This is a genomic window from Microbacterium sp. H37-C3 (assembly GCF_027157935.1).
In the GTDB taxonomy this organism is placed as follows: Bacteria; Actinomycetota; Actinomycetes; order Actinomycetales; family Microbacteriaceae; genus Microbacterium; species Microbacterium plantarum.
The window spans coordinates 25,296-51,373 of the sequence record NZ_JAPVLR010000004.1; the positions used below are offsets into that span (position 1 = coordinate 25,296).

The following is a 26,078-nucleotide window of genomic DNA, read 5'->3' on the forward strand; positions in this document are numbered from 1 at the left end:
TCCATGAGCGACGCGTGCGTGCTCGGACGCTACAGAGAGGATGCCGGGTTCCGCAACGCTTTTCGGGAATTTCGAAACGGCCCGAAAAACTACGAACCCGGTCGCGTCAGCGGTGGGCGATCGTCGAGCCGCGGATGACGAGCTTGACAGGAAGCTGGTGGGTGCCCGATCCGATGTCGGCACCGTCGATCGCGTCGAAGATGCGCTGCGCCGCCTGCCGGCCGAGCTGCTGCAGGTTCGCGTCGATGGTCGTCAGCGGGGGCCGCGCATTGCCCGCGAGCAGCTCCCAGTTGTCGTAGCCGATGACCGCGAGGTCTCCCGGCACGTCGCGCCCGAGGTCGCGCGCCGTGTCGAGCACCCCGCGCGCGATCTGGTCCGAGCCGCAGAAGACCGCGTCGACGTCGGGATGCCGCTCGAGCAGCATCGCGGCGGCGTCGCGACCCCAATGCTCGGTCCAGGCGGCGAACATCGGCTCGGCGACGAAGTCGAGGCCGGCGGCGCCGAGCGCGGCGCGCGCACCGGCGAGGCGGTCCTGCGCGGCGGCGTAGGTCGGATCGCCGGTGATGTGGGCGATCCGGGTGCGGCCGCACGAGAGCAGGTGCTCGATCGCCAGGCGACCGCCGGAGTAGTTGTCGGGCGTGAGCGAGAGATCGCGGGAGTCGTCCGAGGGCGAATAGGCGTAGACGACGGGCACCGGGATCTCCTGCCCGAGCGAGGGGCGCGGGTCGGTCTGCCGCCCCACGACGATGATCCCGTCGACGCGGCGGCTGAGGAGCGCCCGCAGATGGTGCTGCTCACGGATGGCGTCACCGCGCGCATCGCACAAGAAGACGTTGACCTGCCCGGCCCCGAAGGCGTCTTCGGCGCCCGAGAGGATCGGAATCATGAAGCGGCCTTCGAGGTCGCTCGTGAGCAGTCCCACGGTTCCGGTGCGCCCCGCCAGGAGGCTGCGCGCCGCCGCGTTCGGCGTGAAGGTCAGCTCGTCGGCGGCGGCGAGCACGCGCTTGCGGGTGGCCGGGGCGACGTCGCCGCGACCGTTCAGAGCCTTGGATGCTGTCGCGATCGAGACACCGGCGCGACGTGCCACATCGCTGAGAGTCGTGGCGCGTTGCCCATCGGTCGGTGCCATGTTGATCCGTTTCCTCATCGTTACATCCGGCCGTCTTGACGCCCGTCCTAACCTAGGTTACCTTCCCGAAAGGGATTTCGGTTTTTTCGGATTCCCGGACTCACGCGGTGCCCGCCCGAACGGCGCAGCCGCTCAATGAAGAGCAAGAGGAGACTGCAATGACCCCATTCCGGCGCCGCCCGGCATTCCGGGCCGCGACCGCCGCGCTCGTCGCCGGCGTCCTCGTCGGCGGCCTCGCCGCGTGTTCGACCAGCGGCGGTGGCGACACCGCTGCCCCGGCCGACATCCCCGCCGCAGGAACCGACGACGGCACGACGCTGACGCTGTGGACGCGCGCACCGCTCGAGCGTCAGGCGAAGCTGCTCGTCGAGGCGTACAACGCCAGCCACGAGAACCAGGTCGAGCTGACCGTCGTCCCCAACGACGACTACGTCGCCAAGGTCGGCGCCGCCGCCGGTTCGGGAGGACTCCCCGACCTGTTCGCCGCCGACATCGTCTACGTGCCGAACTGGGTCGAGCAGGGCCTGTTCCAGGACATCACGGCGCAGGTCGACGGCCTCGACTACAAGGACGACATCAACCAGGGCCACCTGTCGGCCGGCACGGTCGACGGCAAGGAGCACGTACTGCCCTTCGTCCTCGACCTGTCGATGCTGATGTGGAACAAGGAGCTCTTCGCCGAGGCCGGCCTCGATCCCGAGAAGGCTCCCGCGACGCTGTCGGAGTTCGCCGACGCGGCCAAGGCGGTTCAGGACCTCGGCAAGCCGGGCGTCTCGGGCACCTCGACCGGCCTGAACTGCGGTGGCTGCCTCGTCTTCACGTGGTTCCCCTCGGTCTGGGCATCCGGCGAGCAGGTCCTCAGCGACGACGGCACCGAGTCGCTTCTCGCCGGCGACGCCGCGCAGGAGGTCTACAACACCTGGAAGGACCTCGAGGCTGCCGGCGCTGTCGCTCCCGGCTCGGCCGACGAGACCGGTGCAACCTGGGTCGCGGGCTTCCAGGAAGGCAAGGTGGGCGTCATGCCGTTCCCGGCCACCCTGCTGTCCGGCCTCGACTTCGAGGCCGGGGTCGCCGGCATCCCCGGTGTCGACGGCGGCGCCTCGACGTTCGTCGGTGGCGACGGCATCGGCGTCTCGAAGGACTCGAAGCAGTCCGCGCAGGCGTGGAACTTCCTCTCGTGGATGATGTCGGAGGACGCTCAGGTCGAGGTGCTCGCCAAGGACGGCAACGCCGTCTCGCGCGGCGACCTCGCTGAGAACACCTACGCCGCGGCCGACCCGCGTCAGGTGACGATCAACCAGGTCGCCGCCGACGGTCAGACGCCCGTCGCGCTGAACTTCCAGCAGGCGTTCAACGCTCCGGGCAGCCCCTGGCTGACCCTCGTGCGCAACGCGGTGCTCGAAGGCACGTCGACGGTCGACGCCGACAACGACGAGATCACGGCGATCCTCGGTCAGTGATACCCCCGGGGGCGCCGTCGCATCGGCGGCGCCCCCACCCTCCGAAAGGAATGTCGTGGCACTCTCCGTCACTTCCACGCGGCGCCCGCGCTACCGGCGCACGGCGCTGGGCGGGCCGCTGCAGGGCTGGCTGTACGCCGCCCCGACGGCGCTGTTCGTCATCGCGCTCTTCCTCATCCCCCTCGTGCTGGTGCTGCAGATGTCGGGCTCGGACTGGCCGCTGCTGCGCGGCAACATGGGGCCGAACTTCCCGACGAACTTCGCCGAGGCGCTCGACCACCGGCTGTTCTGGGACTCGGTGCGATTCACCCTGGTCTACACCGCGATCACGACCGTGCTGCTGATCGGCCTGGGTCTCGGACTCGCCCTCCTCGTGCAGGAGTCGACCGCCTGGAAGGGCTTCCTCCGCACGGCGTTCCTGCTGCCGAGCGCTCTGGGCCTGGCGTCGGCATCCCTCCTCTTCTATGTGCTCTACTCCCCCATCGCCGGCCCGTTCGCGGGGTTGATGGAATCGTGGGGCATCACCTTCTTGGGCACACCCGAAGGCGCCCTGTGGTCGACGGTGTTCCTCATCGTGTGGCGGTATGCGGGCTTCTACATGCTGCTGCTGCTCGTGGGCCTCCAGGGCATCCCCGAAGACGTCTACGAGGCCGCCCGCATCGACGGCGCCTCGCGCTGGCAGATCTTCCGCGACATCACGGTGCCGCTCCTGCGTCCGACGTTCGCGCTGACGACCGTCATGTGCGTGACCGGGTCGCTGCTGGCGTTCGACCAGTTCTACATCCTGACCAAGGGCGGACCCGACAACAGCACGATGACCGTCGTGCAGCTCATCTACAACATCGCGTTCCAGGGGCAGAACAACCTCGGCGTCGCCGCGGCACTGTCGGTCATCATCCTGCTCGCCCTGGTCGTCATCAACGTCGTGCAGCTGCGCGCGTTCCGTCGCCCCGAGGAGGCCTGACATGGCTCTGACCGACGCCCCGGCGGGCTCCGTCCCGCCCGCCGCCCCCGACACCACGCGCACGATCGTCATCCCGAAGTCCCGGCCGCGCACGCGGCGCCGGCCGACCGGTCGCCTGCTGTGGGGCATCCCCTCGACCGTGTTCACGGGGGCGCTGGCGATCATCTTCCTGTACCCGCTCGTCTGGACCGGTGTCGCCTCGGTGAGCCCGCAGGCCGGCACGAGCCAGTCGGACGGGTGGGGGTTCGGCAACTACGTCACCCTCGCCAACTTCCAGTCGGGCATCTGGGTCTACCTCGGCAACTCGCTCTTCGTGTCGCTGCTGACGGTGGCGCTGACGCTGCTGACCTCGTTCCTCGGCGGGTACGCGTTCGCGCGCTTCCACTTCCCCGGCAAGAACATGCTGTTCCTGCTTGTGCTGGCGATCCTCATGGTCCCGTACGCGACGCTGCTCATTCCGCTGTACGTCATCCTCAATGCCGTCGGCCTGCAGAACTCGCTCGTCGGGGTCGCGCTCGTGCTCACGATGTTCCAGCTGCCGTTCTCGATGTTCATGATGCGCATCTCGTTCGAATCGGTGCCGCGCGAGCTCGACGAGGCGGCGCTGGTCGACGGATGCACGAGCCTCACCGCCCTGTGGCGCGTGCTGCTCCCCGCGGTCAAGCCGGGCCTCATCACGGTGGGTCTGTTCGCGTTCCTCACCGCGTGGAACGACTTCATCGCACCGCTCATCCTCATCAACGACACCTCGCGCATCACGCTGCCCCTCGCGGTGGCGAACCTGCGCGGCCAAACGATGGGCGTCATCGACTACGGGGTCACCGAAGCCGGTGTCGTCGTGCTCGCGCTGCCCTGCATCGTTCTGTTCCTGATCCTTCAACGTCACTACGTGCGCGGCTTCATGTCGGGCGCATTCAAGGGATGACCATGTCGACTACCTTCCCCACCCGCCCCCTCGGCTCTGCGGCATCCGCCGCCGCTGCCGCTCCCGTCGTGCCCGCGCGTTCGCGGCTGCGTCCGCTCGGCCTGCACGAGGTGCGCATCACCGGAGGCTTCTGGGGTGAGCGCCAGCGCATCAACGCGGCGCACACCCTCGGCCATGTGCTCGGCCGCCTCGAGTCCGAGGGCTGGCTGCCCAACTTCGATCGCGCCGCCGCGGGCACGCTTCCCGCCGGCCGCCGCGGGCGTGAGTTCTCCGACTCGGAGGTCTACAAGTACCTCGAAGCCGTGGCCTGGGAGATCGGTCGCAGCGACGACGCCGAGCTCGATGCGACGCTGCGCTCGGTCGTCGCCCGGGTCGCCGCCGCTCAGGAGCCCGACGGCTACCTCAACACCCGGTTCGGCCGCCCGGGCCAGCAGCCGCGCTGGTCCGACCTCGAGTGGGGGCACGAGCTGTACTGCCTCGGTCACCTGTTCCAGGCGGCCGTCGCCCGCGAGCGCACGCGCCCCGGAGCGGATGACGGTCTGCTCGGCATCGCCCGACGTGCCGCCGACCTCGTGTGCGAGGTCTTCGGGCCGACCGGCATCCCGGCCTTCTGCGGGCATCCCGAGGTCGAGACCGCGCTGGCCGAGCTCGCCCGCGTGACCGGTGACGAGCGCTATCGCGCGCAGGCCGAGCTGTTCGTCGAGCGCCGCGGACACGAGACGCTCGACGACATCGAGTTCGGGCGCACGTACTTCCAGGACGACGTGCCCCTGCGCGATGCCGACGCCCTCGCCGGCCACGCCGTGCGCGCGAACTACCTCGCCGCCGGAGCGGTCGACGTCGCCGTCGACGCGGGTGACGACGAGCTGCTCGCCGCCCTGCGCCGCCAGTGGGAGCGCACCCGCGGCCGCCGCACCTACATCACCGGCGGTCAGGGGTCGCACCACCAGGACGAGGCGTTCGGCGACGACTGGGAGTTGCCGCCGGACCGCGCCTACTCCGAGACGTGCGCCGGTATCGCGTCGATCATGTTCTCGTGGCGGCTGCTGCTCGCCGAGGGGGATGCCGCGTATGCCGACCTCATCGAACGCACGCTTTACAACGTTGTAGCCACCTCGCCCGCGGCGGACGGTCGCAGCTTCTTCTACGCCAACACGCTGCACCAGCGCGTGCCCGGCGTCGAGGCGGATCCCGAGGGCACGTCGCCGCGCGCGTCGTCGTCGCTGCGTGCGCCGTGGTTCGAGGTGTCGTGCTGCCCGCCCAACGTGGCGCGTACGCTCGCGAGCCTCGACGCCTACGTGGCGACCGCCGATGACGAGGGCGTGCAGCTGCACCAGTACGCGCCGGCAGAGATCCGCACGGTTCTCCCCGACGGCCGCATGGTGTCGCTCGACGTGCAGACGGCCTACCCCGCCGACGGCGTCGTGCGGGTGGTGGTCGGTGAGGATGCCGGCGGCGCGTGGACCCTGTCGCTGCGCGTGCCCGAGTGGGCCGAGGGCGCGCGCCTGCGCGTTCGGGATGCCGCGGGCGCGGTCGTCGACGACGATGCCACCGGCCCGGGCCGCGTCGAGGTGCGCCGCGACTTCCGCACCGGCGAGGCCGTCGAGCTCGAGCTGCCGATGTCGCCGCGCCTCGTCGCTCCCGATGCGCGTATCGACGCCGTGCGCGGTTGCGTCGCCGTCGAGCGCGGCCCCGAGGTGCTCGCGCTCGAATCGACCGACCTGCCGGGCGGTGCCGACGTCGGTCGGGCGGCGATCGCGGGCGACGCCGAGCCGGTCGAGCGCGACGGTCGCGTGTGGCTGCGGGTCGGGCTGCGCCCCGACGAAAGCGACGGATGGCCATATGGCAATCCGTCGGCGAGCGCCACCGCAGCCGCCGAAGAGGCCGAGCTGGTCCCCCTTGTGGCCTATCACGACTGGGCCAACCGCGGCCCGTCGACGATGCGGGTCTGGCTGCCCGTCGAGTGAGATTCGTCCGGCTCGAATGGGGCTCGCATCACTATGGATGCGGGCCCCATTTTCGTTTGCTCGTCGAGCGGGCCACCCCCCAAGTCGTTGCCGTGACCTAGACCTCGAAGACGTCTAGAAGGTCGTCGACGCATCGGCGGCACCGGCCTGACCCCGCATCTGGGGTATGTCACCGACGGCACATACCTCTTCTTTACCCGCAGACCGTCGAAGCCATCCGCGCCTGGTCGACAGGCCACCCGATCCGTGAGCTCACGGCCGTGACGGTAAACCGGCACTGACGCCGCGAGGCCCGCATCCTCTCGATGCGGGCCTCGCGGTTCGTTCGCCGGTTAGCGGGTTACCCCGCTCGGACGTCGCAGCCGCGACCCGGCGACGAGCGACAGTCCGCCGAGCACCAGGATGCCCGCGATCAGGCCTCCCGCGATCGGCAGCTGCCCACCCGTGGCCGAGAGACGGGCGGCGACCGTGACCGTCGTCCATCCGGCGATCGTGTCGGTGCCGGCGAGGACCGCGACGATCCGGTGCGGGCCAGCCGGCAGGCCGGCGGGAACCGTCACCCGGGCCGATCCGGCCGCGTCTGCGGTGACCGCCCCGGCGTAGGTCGGGCTCGAGAAGAACCAGATGTCGTACGCCTTGCCAGCCTCGAGCCCCGAGACCCGGATGGTGCTGCCGGGGATGACCGTCGGCTCCGACACCGTGAGCGCGCCACGGTTCGCGTCGGTCAGGGCAGCGGCGGAGGGGGCTGCAGGCGCAGCCGCTCCACCCGTCGAGGGCAGCGAACCGGGGTTGCCCGTGCCGGGGTTGCCCGAGCCGGGGTTGCCCGTGCCGGGGTTACCCGTGCCGGGGTTACCCGAACCGGGGTTGCCGCCGCCGGTTCCGGGCTCCGGGTCGACCGGAACCGTGACCGTCAGGGTGCGCACCGACGTCGATGCGACCGGCCCCGCGCCCGCGCTGTTTCGAGCGGTCACCGTGAGCACGTACTCGGTGTCGGGGCTGAGGCCCGCGACGACGGCTTCGGTCCCGACGACCACGACCGGCGCGTTGACCACGGCTCCGGCTGCGGTGACGACGACGTCGTATGCCGACACCGCCGCTCCCCCGTCGCTGTCCGGAGCACTCCAGGTGACGACGACCTCGGTTGCCGACACCGCCGTCGCCTTCAGCGCGGTCGGTGCTCCCGGCTGCGAGACCGGCGGTGCGAGCGTCGTCAGCTCGGCTGCGTTCGAGCTCGCACCGGTGCCGACGCTGTTGATCGCGGCGACGGTGACCGTGTAGGTGGTCGACGGCGCCAGACCGTTGATCGTCGCCGACGTGCCGGTGACGGACACGGATGCCGCTACCTGCACACCGGCCTGGGTCACCGTCACCGCGTAGCCGGTGATGGCGGATCCGCCGTCGGTGACCGGCGCGTCCCACTGCACCTCGGCGGATGCCGCCGTGGTGCTGCGGACCGTGAGGCCGGTCGGCGCAGACGGCGCCGTGATGACCGGAGGCTTGACCGCGGTGCGCGACTCGATCGACGCCGCGGCGCTGTTGCCGACGACGTTCCGTGCCTTCACCGTGATGGAGTAGGCCGTGTCCGACTCGAGGCCGGTCAGGGTGGTCGCGGTCGTCGCAGCATCCGCGATGATCACGACGTCCTCCGCCCCCGCCGTGCTCGCGGTGACGATGTAGCCCGTTACCGGCGTGCCACCGTTTCCGGTCGGCGCTGCCCAGCTCACCGCGAGGCTCGTCGCCGTGACGTCGGTCACGGCGACGGCCGTCGGAGCCGTCGGGGCCGTGAGAGCAACCGTCTCGATCGGCGTACGGGGCGATTCGACGCCCGACCCGACGTTGTTCGTCGCAGCGACGGTGAACTCGTACGAGGTACCCGGCGCGAGACCGCTGATCGTGGTCGTCGTGACGGCACCGATCGAGATGACGCGAGTGGCGACCTCCGCGCCCTTCTCGTAGGCGCGCAGCACGTAGCCGGTGATGGGTGCCCCGCCGTCCTCGGGAGCGTCCCAGGCGAGGGACGCCGAGGCGGTGGTCACCGAATCCACCCGCGGCGCAGCCGGCGTCTCGGGGACGGTGGCCGGACGCGTCACGTTCAGGCGCGCGGTCGAGCTGGTCAGCTCGCGGTCGCCCTGTGTGAAGACCGCCCGCACCTCGGTGCCGTCGGCATCCGCCGTCGTCTCGCTGATGACGTAGGTCGAGCCGTTCGCGCCTGCGATGTCGGCCCACTCCCCGCCGTTCTGGCGAGACTGCCACTGCACGGCCGGAACCGGCAGACCCGAGGCGATCGCGATGAATTCGGCCCGCTCGCCCGATGCCACCGAGACATCCGCCGGGTTCGAGACGATCGCGAACTCCGAGCTGAGCGTCTCCGTCGGCGTGAGCGGAGTCTCGCCCTCAGCCAGGTCGGGCACGGCCACAGCCGAGTCGAGGACGATGTTCTGCCCCGCTGTGATGCGGATGACGTCGGCGTCGGCTCGTGTCTTCTTGCCGTCGTACCAGGTGGTCCCCCGGTCAGCCGTGTACACGTAGAGCGTGTACTCGCCCGGCTCGAGAGCGGGCAGACGGAAGTTGCCGTTCGCGTCGGTCTGCACCGTGATATCGAGCAGCGGGTTGGCGTCGGCAGCGCCGACGAGCGTGTTCCACGCCTCAGCGAAGAACCGGGCGACGCCCGTCTGCGGAGCCGTCGCCACGCCGACCGTCGCCCCGACGATGGGAGCGCCGTCGGCGTCCACCACCCGGCCCGAGGCGGTGCCGCCGAGCGCCATGCGGAGGTCGGTCTCGACGTCGCGGTCGACGATCTCGATGACACGGGCATCGCTGTAGTCGTCAGCGCCGTCGAACCACTGCGTCACGTAGAGGCCCTGGTAGTTCTCGGCCCGCACGACATAGCGACCGGGCGCCAGCGGCGGGCTCTCGTAACGACCGTCGAGGTAGGTGTACGACGACCCGACGGGCGCCGGCCACGCATCGGTCGATTCCGCTCGGTGGAAGCTGACGTCGATGTTCGACAGTGCCGCGCCGTTGTTCGCCGCCGCGACGTCTCCGACGATGCGGTAGCCGCGCTGCAACTGCAACGTGACGCCATCGAGCCCCTCCGCGGGAACGGTGACCGGGGTCGTCGATGCGATGTGGATGCTCCCGCCGCTCGTGGTGAGGACGAACGCCCCAGCGCGGTCGGCGTACGTGGTGAACGTTCCCGTTGCACTGCTCGTCGCACCGTAGTTGACCGAGATACCCGCGACCGGTTCGCCGCTTTGCGCGTCGATGATGCGGCCGCGAACCGCGATGCCCGCGTCCAGCGCCACGTCGGCGACGAACGGGGTGTCGGTGATCAGGATCGGGGTCGCCTCAGCCTCGCTCTCGGCGTTCTGCCACCACTTGGTCGACAGATTGTCACCAGAGTTGCCGCGGGAGAACTCGAGGGTCACCGAGGCGCCGGTCGGGATGCCGCTGATACGGTATCGGCCCGTGGTCGAGTTGGTGTACGACCAGATCTCCCGGTGATCCGTGCCCCATTCGGTTTCCTCGGTCCACCGGGCGATCACCCGCGCGTACGCGGGAGCCCCCGAGGCCGAAGCCGTCACGACGCCGACGATCTGTGCAGGCGGGAGCGCAAGGGCGATCGGACCGGTCACCTCGCCGACCGTCACCTCGATGTCATCCACGGACGAGAGGCTCGTGGAGCCCACCGAGGCGCTGAGGTGATACGTGGCCGCGGCGATACCCGTGATGGTGGCGCCGCCGTCACGACGGATGTCCGAGATCGGGATGCCGTGGTTGGTGATCGTCCCCGCCGGGGTCCAGAGGCTGACCCAGAGGCTCTCCCATCCCGAGAACTCGGCTTCGTCGGCGAAGGTCAGGGCGATTCCGCCGCCGCGAACGACGCGGAAGTCAGCGGCATCGAACGACGCGTCCGCGCCGATTTCGATCGGTGTGGCACTGGCCTGGTCACCGGCACCACCGAACCAGCGGTCGACGTACAGGGTCTCTCCCCCGACGACGCGAACGGCGTAGTTGTTGACGCCGAGCGCTCCGAATGCGTACGAGCCGTCGACGGCGGTCTGGGTGCGCGCGATCGGTGTGCCGCCGAGGCTGTCAGCCCGGTAGAGCTCGACCGCAACGCCCGCTACCGCCGCGTCCGTTTTCGCGTCGGTGACCGTTCCCGAGATCGAGCCGCGGCTCGCGCTCAGCGTGATCGCCTGCGGCGTCTCGGCGGTCAGCTCGAGCACGATGGCCGATGCAGGTGAGTTGCCGCCCGGGTAGTAGACGGGCGACCCGTTGGCGCCCTGGTACTGCACGATGTAGTTCCCGGCGGGCACGCGCATGGTGAGCGCGCCGCCGTTCGAGAGCCAGGCGGTCGCGACGGAACGCCGCGTCTCGGCGTCGAGCAGCGTCACGGTGCCGCTGATCGAAGCGCCTTCGGCGACGGTGATGGTCAGTTCGGCCATCTCCGTTGCGATCCCCGAAAGGTCGAGGACAACGCGACCCGGGCCGGTCACGACGACGGGATCGCCGACCGTGATGCTCGCAGATCCCGAGCGCAGCTCGAGCCGGTAGGTTCCGGCGGCCACATCCAGGAACGAGAAGGTGCCGTCGGCGGCGACCGCCGCCCAGGCGCTGTTGGAGCCGGGACCGCTGCTGATCAGCATGAGCGAGTCGATCCCGGCGCGCAGCTGCGCGGGCAGCTGGCCTGTGATGGTTGCGCCGGGCTGGATGACGACGTTGACGTCGTTGCGGGAGCTGCCCTCGGTGATCACGACGGGCGTCGCCGAGCTGTAGTCGTTCCCACCGAAGAAGGTGCGCAGGCCGTCGCCCGGAGCAGGCGAGAACCCGACGGTGTAGCTCCCGGCCGCGATGCCGGTGAAGACGTAGCGTCCGCGCGAGTCGGTCTCGGCGTACACGCCGCCACCCCCGCCGGCCGCGTTCGCCTGCACCTGGACCTTCGCCAGGGGTGTGCCCGCGGTCGAGGTGACGACGCCGGACAGCCGGCTCGCGCCGATGCGCATCGAGGCGTCGAGTCCCGAGACCGAGCCCCCCGCCGCGACGGTCACCGGCGTGGCGGTCGCGAGCGACGAAGCGTTCTTCCACCACGTCGGGGCCAGCACGCCGGAGGTTGAGAAGCCGACGGTGTAGGTGCCCGGGCGTACGACGGTCTTCCAGGCGGCCGTTGCGCCCGCCGCGACGGTGCTGTCGGTCCAGAACTGGCTCTGTCCGTCGCCGACCGCTGCGATCTCGACGCCGACACGCACCGTGTCGACGCCCGCATCCGGAACGGTGATCGAGCCCGAAAGCACGGCACCGCGTTCGACCCCGACCGCGCCCAGGTCGTAGGCGTAGCCGAAGGCGGCTCCGTCGATCTGACCCGTGGCGCCGAGGTAGAGCGGATCGAACGACGACCCGATCTCGAAGCCGTACCAGCCGCGCCCCTCGCTCACCACGACGGTGAACGTGCCGTCCGCTGCGGTCGTGACGGCGTTGTCGGCGGGGATGCCGTCGCCGCCCGAACTCGCCGCCCAGACCGGCACTCCGCCGACCGGGTTGCCGGTACCCGCGTCGACGACGACACCGGTAAACGTGCTCACTCCTGCCGTCCCCGGCGTGGCCTCGACCTGCGTCTCGACATCACCGAATCGGAAGGAAACGGGCGAGGCGGATGCCGCAACCTCCGCACGCTGCGTCGCCACATCCGCATTCGCGTTGGTGTCGGAAGCGCCGTCGGGACGCGGCTCCGCCGACGGCGCGGGGACGACCGGGGCGGCGCCGTCGTTGTCGGGCGCAGCGGTCTCGTCGACGACCTGCGCCGTGTCGTCGACGATCGTCCCGGCTGGTGTCGGCGTCGGGTCGGGCGTGGCCGCGTAGCTGGCCGAGGCGCTCGACAGCACCAGCGCGAAGCTCGCGACCGATGCCGAAACGAAAGTAAGCAGGCGCGACGAAGCGCCATGGCGGATAGCCATCGATTTCTCCCCCCAGAGGCGGTGGCCTGCGTCGGCCCCCAGCCAGAACTTATCGGTATTCCGTACGACACCGCCACCTGATGCCCGGTTCGGGGAGCCACCGCCCACATCGCCCTCGTACTGAATACGAGTCAGCCCCATCGCCGCAGCCCGGGCCTGCCGGCTCCTGACCGGGCCTTTTCGAGCCTTGTCCACCGAATGGCCGACATCACGCCGAGGCGTGGCACCGCTACCATCGGCGTGGGGGAAGTTTGCCGATTTTGGCGATCCTGGTTCACATGCCCGACACATCTCAGGCATACGATCTCCCCCTCAGCACCACATCACGCAGCGCGAGGAGGATGTCATGCCGTACGACTTCTCCGCTGCCACAGCGCCGGGCGTCAGCCGAACGCGCGAGGCTTCCGCGCCTTCGCCCACGGCGGCCGCGCCCGAGCCACCGTCCGCAACGGCACACCGCGGACCCCGCGACTGGCGCCGCCGCTATGCCTCACTGCTGAGGGTGACCGATCTGCTGGTGCTGGTCTGGGTCGTCTACGGAACCCAGATCGCCTGGTTCGGGATTGGCAACGCCCAGGTTTCGATCCGCGAAGATTCGCGCATCACGGACTTCTCCTACTGGCTCTTCTCCGCGGCCCTCATCGCCCTGTGGATGTGGACACTCAGCCTCGCCGACACCCGCGACCACCGCATCATCGGTGCCGGGTCCGAGGAGTACGCCCGCATCGCGCGGTCGAGCCTGTCGCTCTTCGGCGTCATCGCGATCCTCGCCTTCCTCGCGCGCGTCGACGTCGCTCGCGGATTCCTGCTCATCAGCCTGCCCGTCGGCGTCGGGATGCTGCTGCTGTCGCGCTGGTTGTGTCGCCAATGGCTCGTCGCAAAACGCTCGGTCGGCGAGTACTCCGCGCGCGTTCTGCTGGTCGGGTCGGAGGCATCCGTCACCCACCTCGCGCGCGAGCTGCGACGGATGCCCGGCTCGGGCTACCGCGTCGTCGGCGCATGCGTCCCGTCGGGTCGCGTTGCCGGGACCGTACGGGGAACGAACATCCCGATCATGGGAAGCGTGGATGCCGTGGCCCAAGCCATGGCCGCGACCGACGCCGACACCGTCGCCGTGACGAGCACCGACGAGCTGCCGCCCGATAAGGTGAAGCAGATCTCGTGGGGGCTCGAGGCCGGCCGCCAGCACCTCGTGCTCGCGCCGAGCATCGTCGATATCGCCGGGCCGCGCGTGCAAACCCGGCCTGTCGCAGGCATCCCCCTCACCCATGTCGAGACGCCGAAGTTCAGCCGCGGGCAGCTCTTCCTCAAACGCACCGTCGACATCGTCGCCAGCTCGGTCGGCGTCGTGTTGCTCAGCCCCGTTCTGCTGTTCCTGGCGCTCAGCGTTCGGCTCTCGAGCCAGGGGCCGGTCTTCTTCCGGCAGACGCGCGTGGGCCTGCGTGGGCGCGAGTTCACGATGCTGAAGTTCCGCACCATGGTCGTCAACGCCGAAGACCTCCTCGAGGCGCTTGCCAAACAGCAACGCGACTCGGGCAATGAGGTGCTCTTCAAGATGAAGAACGACCCTCGCGTGACGCCCGTCGGCCGTGTGATGCGCAAGTTCAGCCTCGACGAGCTGCCCCAGCTCTTCAACGTCATCGGCGGATCGATGTCGCTCGTCGGCCCTCGTCCGCCGCTGCCCTCAGAGGTCGCGAAGTACGCCGACCACGTGCACCGCCGCTTCCTCGTCAAGCCCGGCATCACCGGCCTCTGGCAGGTGAGCGGACGCTCCAGCCTGTCGTGGGAGGAATCGGTTCGCTTGGACCTGTCGTACGTTGAGAACTGGTCGCTGGTTGGAGATGCGGTCATCCTGGTGAAGACGGTGCGCGCCACGACGCATCCGGGACATACCGCGTCCTGATGTAGCCGGCGCGCCCCGCAGGAGAACCTCAGTCCGTGAGAACAGACCACCCGAAGAAGCAAGGATTGGAAGGCTTGTGAGACCGAGTCGCTTGAGCGGTGAACGATCAGTGGCCATCATCGGCACGCGAGGGTACCCAAGCTTCTACGGCGGGTTCGAGACGGCCGTGCGCCGTCTGGCGCCCTACCTGGCGGACAGGGGCTGGGCCGTAACGGTATACGGGAGAAGAGGAGCAACCGAACCTGAGGTCGCAGATCGACGAGTCACTCAGATCGAATCGTGGGGGATCGAGCGCCAGTCGCTGAGCACGCTATCTTATGGCCTCTCGTCAGCAATGCACGCTCGCAGCGTTCGTCCTAGCGTGGCTCTCGTAATGAATGTTGCCAATGGGTACTGGCTACCTCTACTCAAACAGGCGCGGGTGCCTACCGTGGTGAACGTGGACGGCATTGAGTGGGAAAGGGACAAATGGGGGCGGCTGGCGAAGACGGTTTTCCTAAACGGCGCGCGCGCAACTGCGCGCCACGGCGACGTGCTCGTGTACGACTCCCAGGTAATCGGGGCGCGGTGGCGTTCTCAATTCGGGCGCGATGGCAACTTCATTCCCTATGGCGGCGACACGATGACGAGCGACCCGGCAGTCCCCCTCGGCCTGGATCGTCGGAAATATGCACTTCTGGTCGCTCGCTTTGTCCCGGAAAACACGGTGCCGGCGTTCATCGAAGCCGCCAAGAGCATCGCTGATTCCCATCCCGTCGTTCTTGTCGGCTCGAGTGGCTACGGCGGCGCTCTGGATGCGGCCGCAGCCACGGCTGCACAGCATCCGAATGTAAAATGGCTCGGCCACCTAAAGGATGATTCACTCCTCCATGCGCTTTGGTACCACGCGGGGGCTTACTTCCACGGACACTCGGTAGGAGGCACTAATCCCGCGCTTGTTCAGGCCATGGCGTGTGGCGCACCGACAGTCGCGAGAGATACCGAATTTAATAGGGAGGTGCTACGCCACGCCGGACATTATGTCAAGCCCCAGCCACGCGACATATCACAAGCTATTACCGATTTGCTCGATCGCCCAGCGGAACAAGACCGTCTTAGTGCGGCGGCGCGACAACGCGCTCTTAGCCATTACTCGTGGGAGGGCGTCTGTGATTCATATGAACGTACGCTTCTTGAGGCCATCGCTCACGGCGCGAACGAGGCGCCAGCACGAGACGCGAGAAGCGGAGCAAAGTGACCAACTTCTATCCCATGCATGGTCGCAGCAAGATGGTCAAAGAGGGGATGCGGACTCGCGATGGGCACGTGATCGAATGGTCCGCACATCTGCTTGAACCGCGCACCCTCAATATCTACTCGCGGCCCGAGCCTCGCATAATCCATCGCGACCCAGCTACGTCGGGCGCAGCTTTACCATCGAACCTTCGATTCCGCGACTCACCCACCTGGCGTCTTCCCGTGAGCTTTGACCGCCAACGGTGGTGGGTGACATCGGCGAACGCCTACGTGCCGCCAAGTGACCCGAAGGCCCCAACATTCGCATGGAATCCGCTACTTCCACTATCGAAGCAATGGTCAGCGATACGCACAACGTCCGCGCTGGTGGTTGACCTACTGGACGACTGGACTATCCACCATGCGTTTCATGGCGTCCGCAGTGAACTTGAAGTGGGATATAGCCGCCTGTTTGAGCGCGCCGACCACGTCTTCGCGAACGCTGAGGGGACGTTGGCACTCGCCCACCGATTTGGCAGGAGCGACGCGCACCTGCTCCTGAACGGCTGCGACCCTGAGCGGTTTTCGGCGAGATCTCGCGCGGCCGGACCACTCACAGTTGGCTACGTGGGGAAAATCGGTCGTCGTGTTGATCTCCCCCTCGTGCTAGAGGCAGTCCGCACACTTCCCCATTTTCGTTTCGTATTCGTCGGACCGCTCCTTGATGGCCCACTCGATTCCGCCCTCATGCAAGCCCCAAACTTCGAGCACCGTGGCGACGCACACTATCGTGACGTGCCGGCCATTCTGGAGGAGTTCGACCTTGGCTGGATACCGCATCAAGTGGGCGAAGGTGAGGTTGGTGGGGATGTCATCAAAGCGTATGAATATCGCGCGGCGGGCCTACCCGTCCTCTCCACCCCGATTGCTGGACAACGGGAACGAGCCCTGCCGGGAGTGACAGTGCTCGACCGAGTAGAGCACGTCGACTACCTTGAGGGATACTCGGGACTCGAACGAATCCCCCGCGAGCCCTTCAGAATCCCCCGAGAATTGACTTGGCGATTCAAAGCCCAAGCAATGCTTCGCTCTGCTGGCTTGGTCGAATAATGATATCGGATCGCAACGAACGCCCGATACGGGTGCTTATGTCATTTAGGCAGCGAAGTGGGCGAGGTACAAATCCGTACCTCGCACTATTGACACGCGCACTGCGACCTCATGTTGAGGTGGACGAGTTTTCTTGGCGCAGACTCCTCCTAGGAAACTACAGAGTTTTTCACGTTCATTGGCCTGAACAGATCGTCTCTAGTCGGTTTGCGCCGGTGCAACACATCAAGAGCATGCTCGCATCAGCTGCGATCAGGTCGTTTCGCTGGCGGCAAATCAAGATTGTGAGAACAGTTCATAACCAACAGCCCCACGAGCAGGCGGCAGTCGCAATTCAAAGACTGATGAGGATGCTCGACGAGAAAACAACTGTCCGGATCTTCTTGAACGACGTCGGGTCTCCTCCCGGCACTTTCGTCGCGCTACATCCGCACTACCAGGACTGGGCACCTTACCGGATCGACGTGTCGCCCGAGAAGCGCAACGACATACTGTTATTCGGCGCTATACGGCCATACAAACGCACCGAGGAATTTATTGAACTCGCAGCTTCAGACCCCAGTCATCTCTATGCACTCGTCGGCGCGCCGAATACCTCGCTGTACGCAGCGCATTTGAAGCGTCTGGCTGCGCCCATCGGCAACTTGCGAACTGAGCTCGGCTACCTTTCGGACGAGGAACTGGCGGCCTGGATCCAGGCGTCCGAGCTGGTGGTCCTTCCCTACCGCAGCTTCTACAACTCCGGGGCCGCTCTACTCGCGCTCTCTCTTGCTAGGCCCGTCCTGGTGCCCCAAAACGAGTTCACCCGAGCGCTTCAGAACGAGATCGGCGAGGGATGGGTGAACATCACCGAGGATTTTACCAAGTCGGCTGTCGATTCCGCGCTCGCCGCACCTCGACCGCGGAAGCCCGACCTGTCGAAGCGATCTGTCGAGGCACACGCAAAAACAAACATCGCGGCATACCTCGCGGCGACTGCAGGAGCATGAAATGAAACGTGGCTACATCACGCTCGCCTTCGGGAGTGAACACTACCTTCGCATAGCGCGCAACCTCGCACGCAGCTTGAGGCGATCAGGGTCAACCTTGCCCCTGGCGATCATCACTGACCTCGACGACCACGACCTTACGGATTTTGACGCGACCATCCCGCTCGACGGCACGCTCGGTAATACCCTTCTACACAAGCTCTCACTGGACACTTATTCTCCATTTGAAGAAACAATTTTTCTAGATTCGGATTGTCTCGTCGCACGCAACCCCGACTATCTGTTCGATTCGTTTCCTGGCCGGCATTTCACCGTGGTCGGAGACATGGTTGATGCCGGTGAATGGTTCGGCACCGAGATCGAAGAACTCCGACACAAGTTAGGTATCGCAGACAAAATCCCCAAGTTTAATAGCGGCTTCATCTATTGGATTTCTTGCGCGGAGACCGCTCGGCTTTTCGCGGGCGCTAGAGAGCTATGGGACGACTACGATGATTTGGGATTCGGCCAATTTCGCACCAACCTCGTGCGCGCGGATGAGCCCTTGTTCGCTATCGCCATGGCGCGCAACGGCGTCGCCGCTTCCCCCGACGACGGCACCGTGATGAATACGCCCATCGGCCTATCCGGTCGCGTGCGACTGAATCTCTCGAAGCAGCTTTCCCAGTTCGTCAAACATGGCCGATCGGTGCACCCCGCCGTGGTCCACTTCTGCGGGTTCTATCGGTTTGGGGGCTCATACAGACGCGAGGCGTTCTATCTATCTGCCCGCGCAAATCGGACTGAACTCGTTGCGCGTCGACTAGCGAACTTCATCTACGCTATCCCAGTCGCGCTGGATCACGGCGCGGTATGGGCCGGGGCAAGAGCCCTGTTTCGTACTGTTCGCGCGATTCTTCTTGGTGGCCGTCGCGGAACGGAACCCTCTGTCGCAACGCCCTCGCGAACCCCGCGCTCACCTGGATAGCGCAGAGCGGAGAGTGAGAGCGAGGCGAGACGTCATGGCGATTGCGGAGTGGTCTCTGCTCACACGGGTAGAGCCGTGTTTTCCGAGCGAAGCCCCGCCGGCCGAGTCAGACAAGACGCTGAGGATCGCCTCGGCCATCTGCTGGGGGTTGTGGGGCGGTACGAGCACACCGGACTCTTCGTGCTTCACGTAGGTCTCCATGCCCGGAGTATGCGAGATCACAATCGGACGCCCAACCGATTGCACCTCAAGTGCAACGGTCGAGCCGGAGGTGTAGTGGTTAGCGCGTGAGGCGATGGCCGTGACTGCCGCCCGAGCGTACATACTGCGTAGCTCTGCATGGTCTTTGAAGCGGTGAACCTTGGTCACCCAGCTGGGTGCAGGAGTCTTGTCACTGGTCTGCACCAGGAAGGATGTCTGCGGCCGACGGGCCCGCACGATCGCGAACGCCTCGTAAAGGCCTGACGTGTCCCGCGCCCTGTCGTTGCCAACACTCAGCACGAGGTCCGGATCCGCCGCACCATAGTCGACCGACGGAAAGAATGTCGTGTCAATGCCAAGAGGCACAAAGCCGACGCTCTCGGCAGGGATTCTCAACAATCTCGGAAGTAGGTCCGCGACGGGTTCGCTGTAGGTAGTCAGGCGGTCCATGCGCCGAAGCGCCTGAGCGATGGCCCCCCGCCGGAGACGGTCGCGGAGTCCGCCGCCCGATGCGAGGTGGTCATCGACGGCCCATATGACGCCGGTGACGCTCGGCACGCCGAACGACCGCATACGGCGCGCTGCTCGCTCGTCGAACCCAAGATTCACATCGACGCGGACACCCTCGCCCGCGGAGACTAGAATCGGGTTCAGTCCCGCTTCCGCGAGCAGGTCGGCACTATAAGGCCAACGGCCCGGAACCTCGCCTCGTGCATGTCGCCGTTCCCAATCACCCGGATCGAGCGATTCCGAGTACACGAGGCCCACTCGCGGCTCGTCACCAGTATGAAGATTTACCACAATCCGAATCCCTCACTCGTTCGGGCCGATCGGCCTTGCTCGTCGCTCACGGGCGACGTATACCGAGAACGGCAGAACCTGAAATGCCAAGACGGCGGCGGCCGACACGAGCGGTGCGGCCACAATTCCCCAGGTCGGCGCGAGCAAGACGATACCGATTACGGTCGAGACGGCGACTAGGACCGCCGGCAGCAGCTGGAACCGAATACCCGCAGGACTCATGATCGACATACCCAAGGGATAGACCAATGCTTGGACGAGAACCTGCGCGCCAAAACATGCGATCAACGAGGCCGGCACGCGGATTTTCTCGTCGGACATGATTGCGAACATCGGATCTGCGACCAAAAGCCAGACGCCAACCGCGATGGTGGAGGCGAAGCCAAACACGCCGACCAGAATCAGCGGGTTCAATGACCGATGACCACGTTCCCTAGCCCGAGAGTAGTACGGCCACAGCGTCATGCCGGCCGCGGAGACAAGCCCTATAAGTGGCGTCACAACCTGATTCAGCAAACCGTATTGGGCGAGGGCGTAGGCCGTCGTCGTTTGCGCCAGGATAAAGCGGCCCAATTGCGTCGTTATGGGCGGAGTGAGCGCCTGAACCAGCATTGGCCATCCGACGTTCATCACGCGCACCCCGGGGTGGCTAACTGGGTGGGCCACCTCCAGGGCGGCCCCTCTCAACAACCCCGAAACAGAACGATCCGCGACGAGAGACCCAATGAGGGCGACGGCGGTAAGCGCGACGTATGGAGCAACGATAAGCAGTAAACTATTATTCTGATTTTCAACTCGGCAGATACACCAAATGATCAGCAGGGCGATCACCGGCTGGGCACCCTGTATCAGGATCACAATGTGATTCCTTCGCATACCGAGCAGCAGTCGACTCCAGATCCCGAGCGGTATCGACAGCGCGAAGATTGATATGCAAGCGAATACGGCAACGTCCGCTCCATCTACATGCGCCGCACCCAGCACCACTCTCCACCCGCCGGTCACGAGAAGGATCAGATTGAGGAGCATGAGGCCGCCCGCGAATATCGTCATGATCCGCAAGACGGTACGTAGCTCCGCGCGGACAGTTCTATTCTCGACCGGGTCGCTCTCGCGAGCGAGCGAGTTGACGAGCACTGCCCCGGTTCCCATATCAGCGAACGGCACCAAGGCGGGCAATGCGGCTACCAGAGAGTAAAGGGCAAAGCTATCGACGCCGGCCTCCCCGATGACCAGCCGCGAAATCACAACACCGCTGCCGAACGACGTCACCATCGTAACGAGGCGCGCCACCACCGCCCAGATCGCATTCATGCTTCACCCTTGGGCGGCCGCTGCCGCTCGATTACTGACGCCGGATCCACCTGTCGTAGCCACTCTAACCGCTAGGCCGCGATCCCCAAACGGTGCGACCCGGCCCCGGGTACGCTCGCTCTCGTCAGGAGCGCCCGTTCTGTGCCTACTTAGCGGACGCTGGCTCCTACAGCCGGTTGCAGTGCTTCATCCAAGATTCCCGTGCCTATGTGAGACTTGACGCGTGTTCCGTCTGGGCCAGCAGTCCTGGGCGAGCTGAGGACCGAGGTACGGAGGCGATCTCATGGCTAGCGACAGTCGCGTTCTGGGCGCGCGCGAGGACCACAATCGCCACGCGCGGCGAGGATTCGGCCCATGCAGACCCTTAGGAGCTGACTCGAGCTCCACCCGCGTCACAGCCCTCGCGGCTGCCGCAGGGATCTTGCTCGCGGGCACACAGGTGGCTGCAGTGGCGAACCTGTGGATAAGTACCATCTTCGTCATCGCGCTCGCCCCGGTGCTGCTTTCGGTAGTGTGGACGCGCCGCCTCGCACGATTCACGCTCGTAGGGTACGCTGCCCTCACACTTTCGGGCCTGTTACTGATGCTCGCGCGTCCGGCGGGGAACGAGTATGTAGCGTCAAGCGCGTCTGGTTATGCGGTCGCTGTCGCGAACGCAGTCGGGGTGTTACTGCTCAGCTTGTGGGCACTACGGCATTTTTCTGTACGAGTTACGGTAATTCTGTATGCATTCGGCCTTCTTGCGGGGGCAGCATTGACTCCGGATGCATGGCTGGCTAATGCGTGGAAGTTTGGCTTCGGCATTCCCATAACGCTTTTGACACTTGCGCTCCTGTGGCCCGCAGGCGTCGCGTTGCAAAGTGCTGCGCTAGCGGCACTGACCGTAGCGAATCTCGCGTTCGACTCTCGCTCCTACGCGGGCGTAACACTCGCCGCGCTGACCCTCCTTTTGCTGACCAGGGCGTTCTCGCGATCAGGCCTCCGCGGTAAACCGTCAGCACGGGTGATCATCCTACTCATGGTTGGAGCGTTGGCTCTCGTCGCCGGCCAGATCATGATAGACGTAGTCACGTCGGGCGTTTTCGGGGAGAGACTAGCTTACAGAACGAACCTGCAGCTGACATCTCAGGGTGGGCTGTTTCTCGATGGTCGCCCGGAATTTCTCGCAACACTCGGCTTGATGACCGTAGCCCCTCTAGGCTACGGGCTTGGCGCAGTGCCAAGTGCCGCTGACTTCAATGCAGCGAGCCAGGCGCTATCCACCATCGGAATTGACACACGGACCGCGCGCTACTTCCAGGAGTTCACGTTCAATGGGGAGTTCCGATTGCACTCCATCGCCGGCGACTTCTGGGCCCAGTATGGATGGCCGGGATTGATCGCTGCAATAGTATTGCTTGTTTATCTCGCCATGAACGCGTACAGCTCCTTAGCACAGGACGCAAGCGGCCTCCTGCTGTACGCCAGCCTGATGTCCGGGTGGTTTATACTGTTCGGGACAACATATTCCAATCTGGCGCTGGTTCTATTTTCGGCGTCTCTTGCCTCGCAAGTTCGCCTGCATACAGCCGGGAGTGTCCAGCGTGGATAGCACAGTTGTGATCGTGAACTTCGCGTCGAGTTCCCTCATCGCAGAGCGAGCCGCAGACCTCAACGCGCTCGGCCGGCCTGTGGTGGTCATCGACAATTTCTCGTCCCGTGCTGAACGCGGTCGACTGAGTCGTCTTTGTGCTCATAATGACTGGGCATTTCTCGGCTTGGCCGAGAATCTAGGATTTGGAGCGGCATGCAATCTCGGCGCTGAACATGCAGTCCGTGGAGGTGCCGAGTTCGTACTCTTCCTCAACCCAGACGCTTCGATTTCTCTTGCATCCTTCCAGCATCTAGAAGAGGAGGCGCTACGCTCCCCGCGCCAGGCCATCTCGCCACTCATCACAACGCCCGACGACGAAGCCTGGTTCGGCGGGGGCGCGCTGAGCTTCCGGACCGGCAGGCCCTCTCACACTGCAGGCGCTCTGCAATGGTTGACCGCTGCATGTCTATTCGTCGATGCTCGATGGTTCCTGAAGATCGGAGGGTTCGACGCCGGCTACTTTTTATACTGGGAAGATATTGACCTCACCTTCGGTTGGGCAAAGCAAGGCGGCAAGCTCAGCGTGTGTTCGCGAGCGACTGCGTATCATGCGGTCGGGGCGACGCAGGGGTCCGCGGGAAAATCATCGCTCTACTTGTCGTATAACCTGCGAAATCGTATGCGGTTCGCTCAATTGCATCTGACGCGTAAGTCGCGCCTAGCTTGGGCGGTTTCGACACCGCTGTACATCCTAGACCTCGCTCGTATATCCGGGATACGGCACGGGAGAACACCGGTGCGGGTATTTTTGCAGGGCGTCATGAGAGGTTTGTGGTGGAGCCTCAAGCCCACAAAGACGCCCCAGCCGAGGGCACGCTAATTCGACCGCCGGGTAAAGGGCAAGCGCACCACGTTCGCCTCACTCGACACGCAGCTCGAACACGGCCACATCACACGTCGATCGTTCCGAGCTCCTCCTGGTCACCGACTGGCTTGCTGTGTTCGGCCCCGTAGAAGGGCACAGCGTTTGGCGACGCTTCGCAAAGCGGCGTGGGCGGTCTCGAACTCTACGCAGCCGAGGTCAGCGCAGGACATCGTGGCGCTGCTCGCAGAGGGAGCGCCACCCTTCGCCTGCTCTTGCTAGCAATCACCGCGCAGTGACCCTCTGGCCTCGAATCGAAGACGCGGACGTTGCGGACCACCCCATCGCATGGCTAGACCAGCAGATAGTCGAGCCCGCAGATTCCTACGGCGCATGACTTCCACCGTCGGTCATCTGTGGCGCCCGCGGGCAAGGTCGCGTTCCTCCGAGTCGTCCGACGCGGAAACGGAGCCTAGCCCGCACCGATCACGTCCGCCGACCTCAGTGCAGGTCGCGCACCCGGAGGAGCGAGAGCTTTCGATGTGTGAACCCTCAGCGGACTCGCACCATGCTGCAGCCGCCCTGCACGAGTTCTGCTAGCCATCGTCTACTATCCACCACCATCCGTCGTGCGACATCGTGAGCCACCCGCCGATCGAAGAGGGAAAGAGGTCGCCTTGCCCCGCGCCCCTGGCGCTGAACAAGAACGACACCACCGACTTATGCACCGCGTAGTCCCTGAGTGCATCGAATCGTCGGAGGAGGTCGTCGTTCGCGAGCTGCTGCGCGCGCGTTGCTTGCCACCGCTCGAACGCAGCTACGATCGCTCTGTCGGTACCCAAGCGCAGGGCCGACTTGGTTACAGGCTCGAGTGTCCACCGTGCGGTGGTCGTCGCAGACACGATCTCGACAAAGCATCGCGGGATTTGCAGGTCGTCCGAGCGGCGAGCATCTCGCCTAACGCGCCGCCTGCGTCACCGAGTCGATCATGCACACCCTGCAGACTCTGCGGCATGGACCGGTTGCTTCCCGACCTGGAGGTACTCAAACCGTCCGCTTCTCAGCGCTCCTCGGAGAAGGAGCAGGAACTCTCCGCTGGATGGCCTTCCCCACGGCGGAAGACACCCGGTGGGCGGGTTTCTCCACGAATCGGAAGAACAACACGGCCAAAGCGAACGACGCGGGCACCGAGATCAGCACAGCCCATCCTTCGTTTCCGCTTCCCAAGAGGAATACCGCGCTAATCACCACTGGTTCGTGAACGAGGTAGAGGGCGAATGAGATCGTTCCTACCCAGGCCAGGAACCCAGTACCGAAGGCTCGCTGCGCGGCAGGAGAAACGATGGCGATCACGATGAGCACCGCCGCGCCGAGAACGCAAAATGCCTCCATCGCGCCGGCGAGCTCCGACGAATAGCTCGCGACGTACCACGGAGATGGGAGCAGCAGCAGACTTCCCGCGCATGCGATGCCGATCGTGCGGGGAGACGATCTGTGGCCGAGGGCCTGCAGCTGCGGAATGTAGAGAGCGATGACGACACCCACCATGAACATCGGCAGGAACCTGAGCGGCGCGAACTCGAACCAGCCTCCGATGCCGATTGCGACGACAGAAGCGAGCAGCGCCGGTATCCGCAGTCGCGGCCACTTCACAAGCGGGATGACGTAGGCCGGGAGGAGCAGTGAAAAGTAGATCTCCCAGCGCAGCGACCAAAGGGGGCTCACGATGTTGCCGTGACCGGTGAGGAGGAACAAGTCGCGAAAGACGGCCCTGAACGTGACGTCCATGCCGCGCGCATCGAGCCAGAGGCTGTCCATGCCTTCCCCACGCGGGATGACGATGATCCACAGGATCCCGAGGGCGACCGCGGCCCACACCGGCAGGTAGAGTCTCAACAGTCGGGACGGGTAATAGGCGACCCAGGAAAACCGCTCCCGGGTGACCATAAGGGTGAGGACGACTCCGCTGAGGACGAAGAAGACGAACACGGCAGAGGCTCCGTCCCAGAACAGGTGCAGCGGCGTGTAGGTCACCCACGCGGCCGGCCCGCTGAGCACGTCGTCCGTGCGATACGGAACGGCAAAGACGGCGAATGTGAGCATCACGTGATGCACCAACACCACCAGCGCCGCCGCGCCCCGAACACCATCAAGTCCGTGAAGTCTCCCCCGCATACGCTCAGACTAGGGCTCCGTGCGCCGCCTCGTGAGACGAGCGACGCGCTGAGCCCTCAGTCGTTACATCACGCGGTTCGGATGAGCTCGACCTGCAATAGGACCTACCCGTTCGCGAGAGTGTCCGTTGGGTTAGTCTTCAGTCGGCCGATTCGAAGGACTCGCTCTTCGCCCGCCGCCTATGCCGTCGACGCCAGAAGCGTGCGCTGGTAGTAGTTCTGCGCACCTGTTGTGAACGTGACCGCGGGCTCGGTTCCGATGTCCTGCGTGCTGACGAGGTTGTTCGGGACAATGCGGCCGCGCGTGAGCGCGAACACGACAACACCGGACCCGGCCCCGCCGTTGCACCCGCCCCATGTAGACATCGCACGCACCCCAGCCATCCGGTATGCGAACCCAGGCGACCGCACCACCCTCGCCGGCAGACCGCACGAGGGGTCAGTGACGAGCCCTCCGGTGATGGTAATGATGGAGAACGGTCCGCTCGCCGGGGTGAACTGCCGCACGACACTGGTCTCTCCGAGCATAGCTGTCGGGCGAGGCTGGATATCAGCGACCTTGAACCGGGT

At 65.8% G+C, this 26,078-nt stretch carries 16 protein-coding genes; 10 read left to right on the forward strand and 6 right to left on the reverse strand.

The genetic code is table 11. The features are described from left to right. Positions 1–106 precede the first annotated feature (106 nt). A complete protein-coding gene (locus tag O1W71_RS11860; RefSeq protein ID WP_269268067.1) occupies positions 107–1,129 on the reverse strand; it encodes a LacI family DNA-binding transcriptional regulator in 1,023 nt (340 codons plus the stop codon). A gap of 158 nt (positions 1,130–1,287) precedes the next feature. Here O1W71_RS11860 and O1W71_RS11865 point away from each other — a divergent pair, with 158 nt between their 5' ends. Genes O1W71_RS11865 through O1W71_RS11880 form a run of 4 tightly spaced genes read left to right on the forward strand, consistent with a single transcriptional unit; the run spans position 1,288 to position 6,445 of the window. Continuing rightward, positions 1,288–2,589 (forward strand): extracellular solute-binding protein, encoded by a 1,302-nt coding sequence (locus O1W71_RS11865; RefSeq protein ID WP_269268068.1) that lies wholly within the window; start codon positions 1,288–1,290, stop codon positions 2,587–2,589. A gap of 55 nt (positions 2,590–2,644) precedes the next feature. Then, positions 2,645–3,553 (forward strand): carbohydrate ABC transporter permease, encoded by a 909-nt coding sequence (locus tag O1W71_RS11870; RefSeq protein WP_269268069.1) that lies wholly within the window; start codon positions 2,645–2,647, stop codon positions 3,551–3,553. Position 3,554: 1 nt separating this feature from the next. Further along, positions 3,555–4,478, forward strand: a complete 924-nt coding sequence (locus O1W71_RS11875; RefSeq protein WP_269268071.1) for a carbohydrate ABC transporter permease — start codon at positions 3,555–3,557, stop codon at positions 4,476–4,478. Positions 4,479–4,480: 2 nt separating this feature from the next. Continuing rightward, a complete protein-coding gene (locus O1W71_RS11880; protein WP_269268265.1) occupies positions 4,481–6,445 on the forward strand; it encodes a glycoside hydrolase family 127 protein in 1,965 nt (654 codons plus the stop codon). 332 nt (positions 6,446–6,777) lie between these two features. Here O1W71_RS11880 and O1W71_RS11885 read toward each other — a convergent pair whose 3' ends face one another. Continuing rightward, positions 6,778–12,399: a fibronectin type III domain-containing protein gene (locus tag O1W71_RS11885; protein ID WP_269268072.1), complete on the reverse strand. Its 5,622-nt coding sequence runs from the start codon at positions 12,397–12,399 to the stop codon at positions 6,778–6,780. Positions 12,400–12,745: 346 nt separating this feature from the next. On the opposite strand from O1W71_RS11885, the gene O1W71_RS11890 reads away from it, so the two are divergent. The 5 genes from O1W71_RS11890 to O1W71_RS11910 all read left to right on the forward strand — a co-directional run bounded on the left by O1W71_RS11890 (position 12,746) and on the right by O1W71_RS11910 (position 18,583). Then, the gene (locus tag O1W71_RS11890; RefSeq protein ID WP_269268073.1) at positions 12,746–14,302 is read left to right on the forward strand and encodes a sugar transferase; all 1,557 of its coding nucleotides are present in this window, start codon (positions 12,746–12,748) and stop codon (positions 14,300–14,302) included. Positions 14,303–14,411: 109 nt separating this feature from the next. Further along, the gene (locus tag O1W71_RS11895) at positions 14,412–15,539 is read left to right on the forward strand and encodes a glycosyltransferase (protein ID WP_269268077.1); all 1,128 of its coding nucleotides are present in this window, start codon (positions 14,412–14,414) and stop codon (positions 15,537–15,539) included. Next, positions 15,536–16,627 (forward strand): hypothetical protein, encoded by a 1,092-nt coding sequence (locus tag O1W71_RS11900; RefSeq protein WP_269268079.1) that lies wholly within the window; start codon positions 15,536–15,538, stop codon positions 16,625–16,627. The genes O1W71_RS11895 and O1W71_RS11900 overlap by 4 nt, the downstream gene beginning before the upstream one ends. A gap of 350 nt (positions 16,628–16,977) precedes the next feature. After that, positions 16,978–17,616, forward strand: a complete 639-nt coding sequence (locus O1W71_RS11905) for a hypothetical protein (protein ID WP_269268080.1) — start codon at positions 16,978–16,980, stop codon at positions 17,614–17,616. A gap of 1 nt (position 17,617) precedes the next feature. Continuing rightward, positions 17,618–18,583 carry a hypothetical protein gene (locus O1W71_RS11910; protein WP_269268081.1) on the forward strand — a complete coding sequence of 322 codons (966 nt, stop codon included), beginning with the start codon at positions 17,618–17,620 and terminating at the stop codon, positions 18,581–18,583. On the opposite strand, the gene O1W71_RS11915 is transcribed toward O1W71_RS11910, so the two are convergent. Further along, positions 18,572–19,552, reverse strand: coding sequence for a glycosyltransferase family 4 protein (locus tag O1W71_RS11915; RefSeq protein ID WP_269268082.1), 981 nt, complete (start codon positions 19,550–19,552; stop codon positions 18,572–18,574). The two genes, O1W71_RS11910 and O1W71_RS11915, sit on opposite strands and share 12 nt — an antisense overlap. 45 nt (positions 19,553–19,597) lie before the next feature. Beyond that, entirely contained in the window at positions 19,598–20,899 is a 1,302-nt protein-coding gene (locus O1W71_RS11920; RefSeq protein WP_269268083.1) for a lipopolysaccharide biosynthesis protein, read from the reverse strand. A 448-nt stretch (positions 20,900–21,347) separates the two neighbouring features. Between O1W71_RS11920 and O1W71_RS11925 the strand changes: the two genes are divergently transcribed. After that, positions 21,348–22,490 (forward strand): hypothetical protein, encoded by a 1,143-nt coding sequence (locus O1W71_RS11925; protein WP_269268085.1) that lies wholly within the window; start codon positions 21,348–21,350, stop codon positions 22,488–22,490. A gap of 1,888 nt (positions 22,491–24,378) precedes the next feature. On the opposite strand, the gene O1W71_RS11930 is transcribed toward O1W71_RS11925, so the two are convergent. Both O1W71_RS11930 and O1W71_RS11935 read right to left on the reverse strand, forming a co-directional pair. Next, on the reverse strand, positions 24,379–25,509 hold the full coding sequence (locus tag O1W71_RS11930) for an acyltransferase family protein (RefSeq protein WP_269268086.1): 1,131 nt from the start codon (positions 25,507–25,509) through the stop codon (positions 24,379–24,381). Positions 25,510–25,688: 179 nt separating this feature from the next. Then, positions 25,689–25,874 (reverse strand): hypothetical protein, encoded by a 186-nt coding sequence (locus tag O1W71_RS11935; protein ID WP_269268087.1) that lies wholly within the window; start codon positions 25,872–25,874, stop codon positions 25,689–25,691. Between the last annotated feature and the right edge of the window lie 204 nt (positions 25,875–26,078).

Bases quoted from the DNA above. Each gene is read 5' to 3' on its own strand.
- O1W71_RS11860 (WP_269268067.1), bottom strand. From the start codon at position 1,129: ATGGCACCGACCGATGGGCAACGCGCCACGACTCTCAGCGATGTGGCA.
- O1W71_RS11865 (WP_269268068.1), top strand. From the start codon at position 1,288: ATGACCCCATTCCGGCGCCGCCCGGCATTCCGGGCCGCGACCGCCGCG.
- O1W71_RS11875 (WP_269268071.1), top strand. From the start codon at position 3,555: ATGGCTCTGACCGACGCCCCGGCGGGCTCCGTCCCGCCCGCCGCCCCC.
- O1W71_RS11880 (WP_269268265.1), top strand. From the start codon at position 4,481: ATGTCGACTACCTTCCCCACCCGCCCCCTCGGCTCTGCGGCATCCGCC.
- O1W71_RS11885 (WP_269268072.1), bottom strand. From the start codon at position 12,399: ATGGCTATCCGCCATGGCGCTTCGTCGCGCCTGCTTACTTTCGTTTCG.
- O1W71_RS11890 (WP_269268073.1), top strand. From the start codon at position 12,746: ATGCCGTACGACTTCTCCGCTGCCACAGCGCCGGGCGTCAGCCGAACG.
- O1W71_RS11905 (WP_269268080.1), top strand. From the start codon at position 16,978: ATGCTCGACGAGAAAACAACTGTCCGGATCTTCTTGAACGACGTCGGG.
- O1W71_RS11910 (WP_269268081.1), top strand. From the start codon at position 17,618: ATGAAACGTGGCTACATCACGCTCGCCTTCGGGAGTGAACACTACCTT.
- O1W71_RS11920 (WP_269268083.1), bottom strand. From the start codon at position 20,899: ATGAATGCGATCTGGGCGGTGGTGGCGCGCCTCGTTACGATGGTGACG.
- O1W71_RS11930 (WP_269268086.1), bottom strand. From the start codon at position 25,509: ATGCGGGGGAGACTTCACGGACTTGATGGTGTTCGGGGCGCGGCGGCG.
- O1W71_RS11935 (WP_269268087.1), bottom strand. From the start codon at position 25,874: ATGTCTACATGGGGCGGGTGCAACGGCGGGGCCGGGTCCGGTGTTGTC.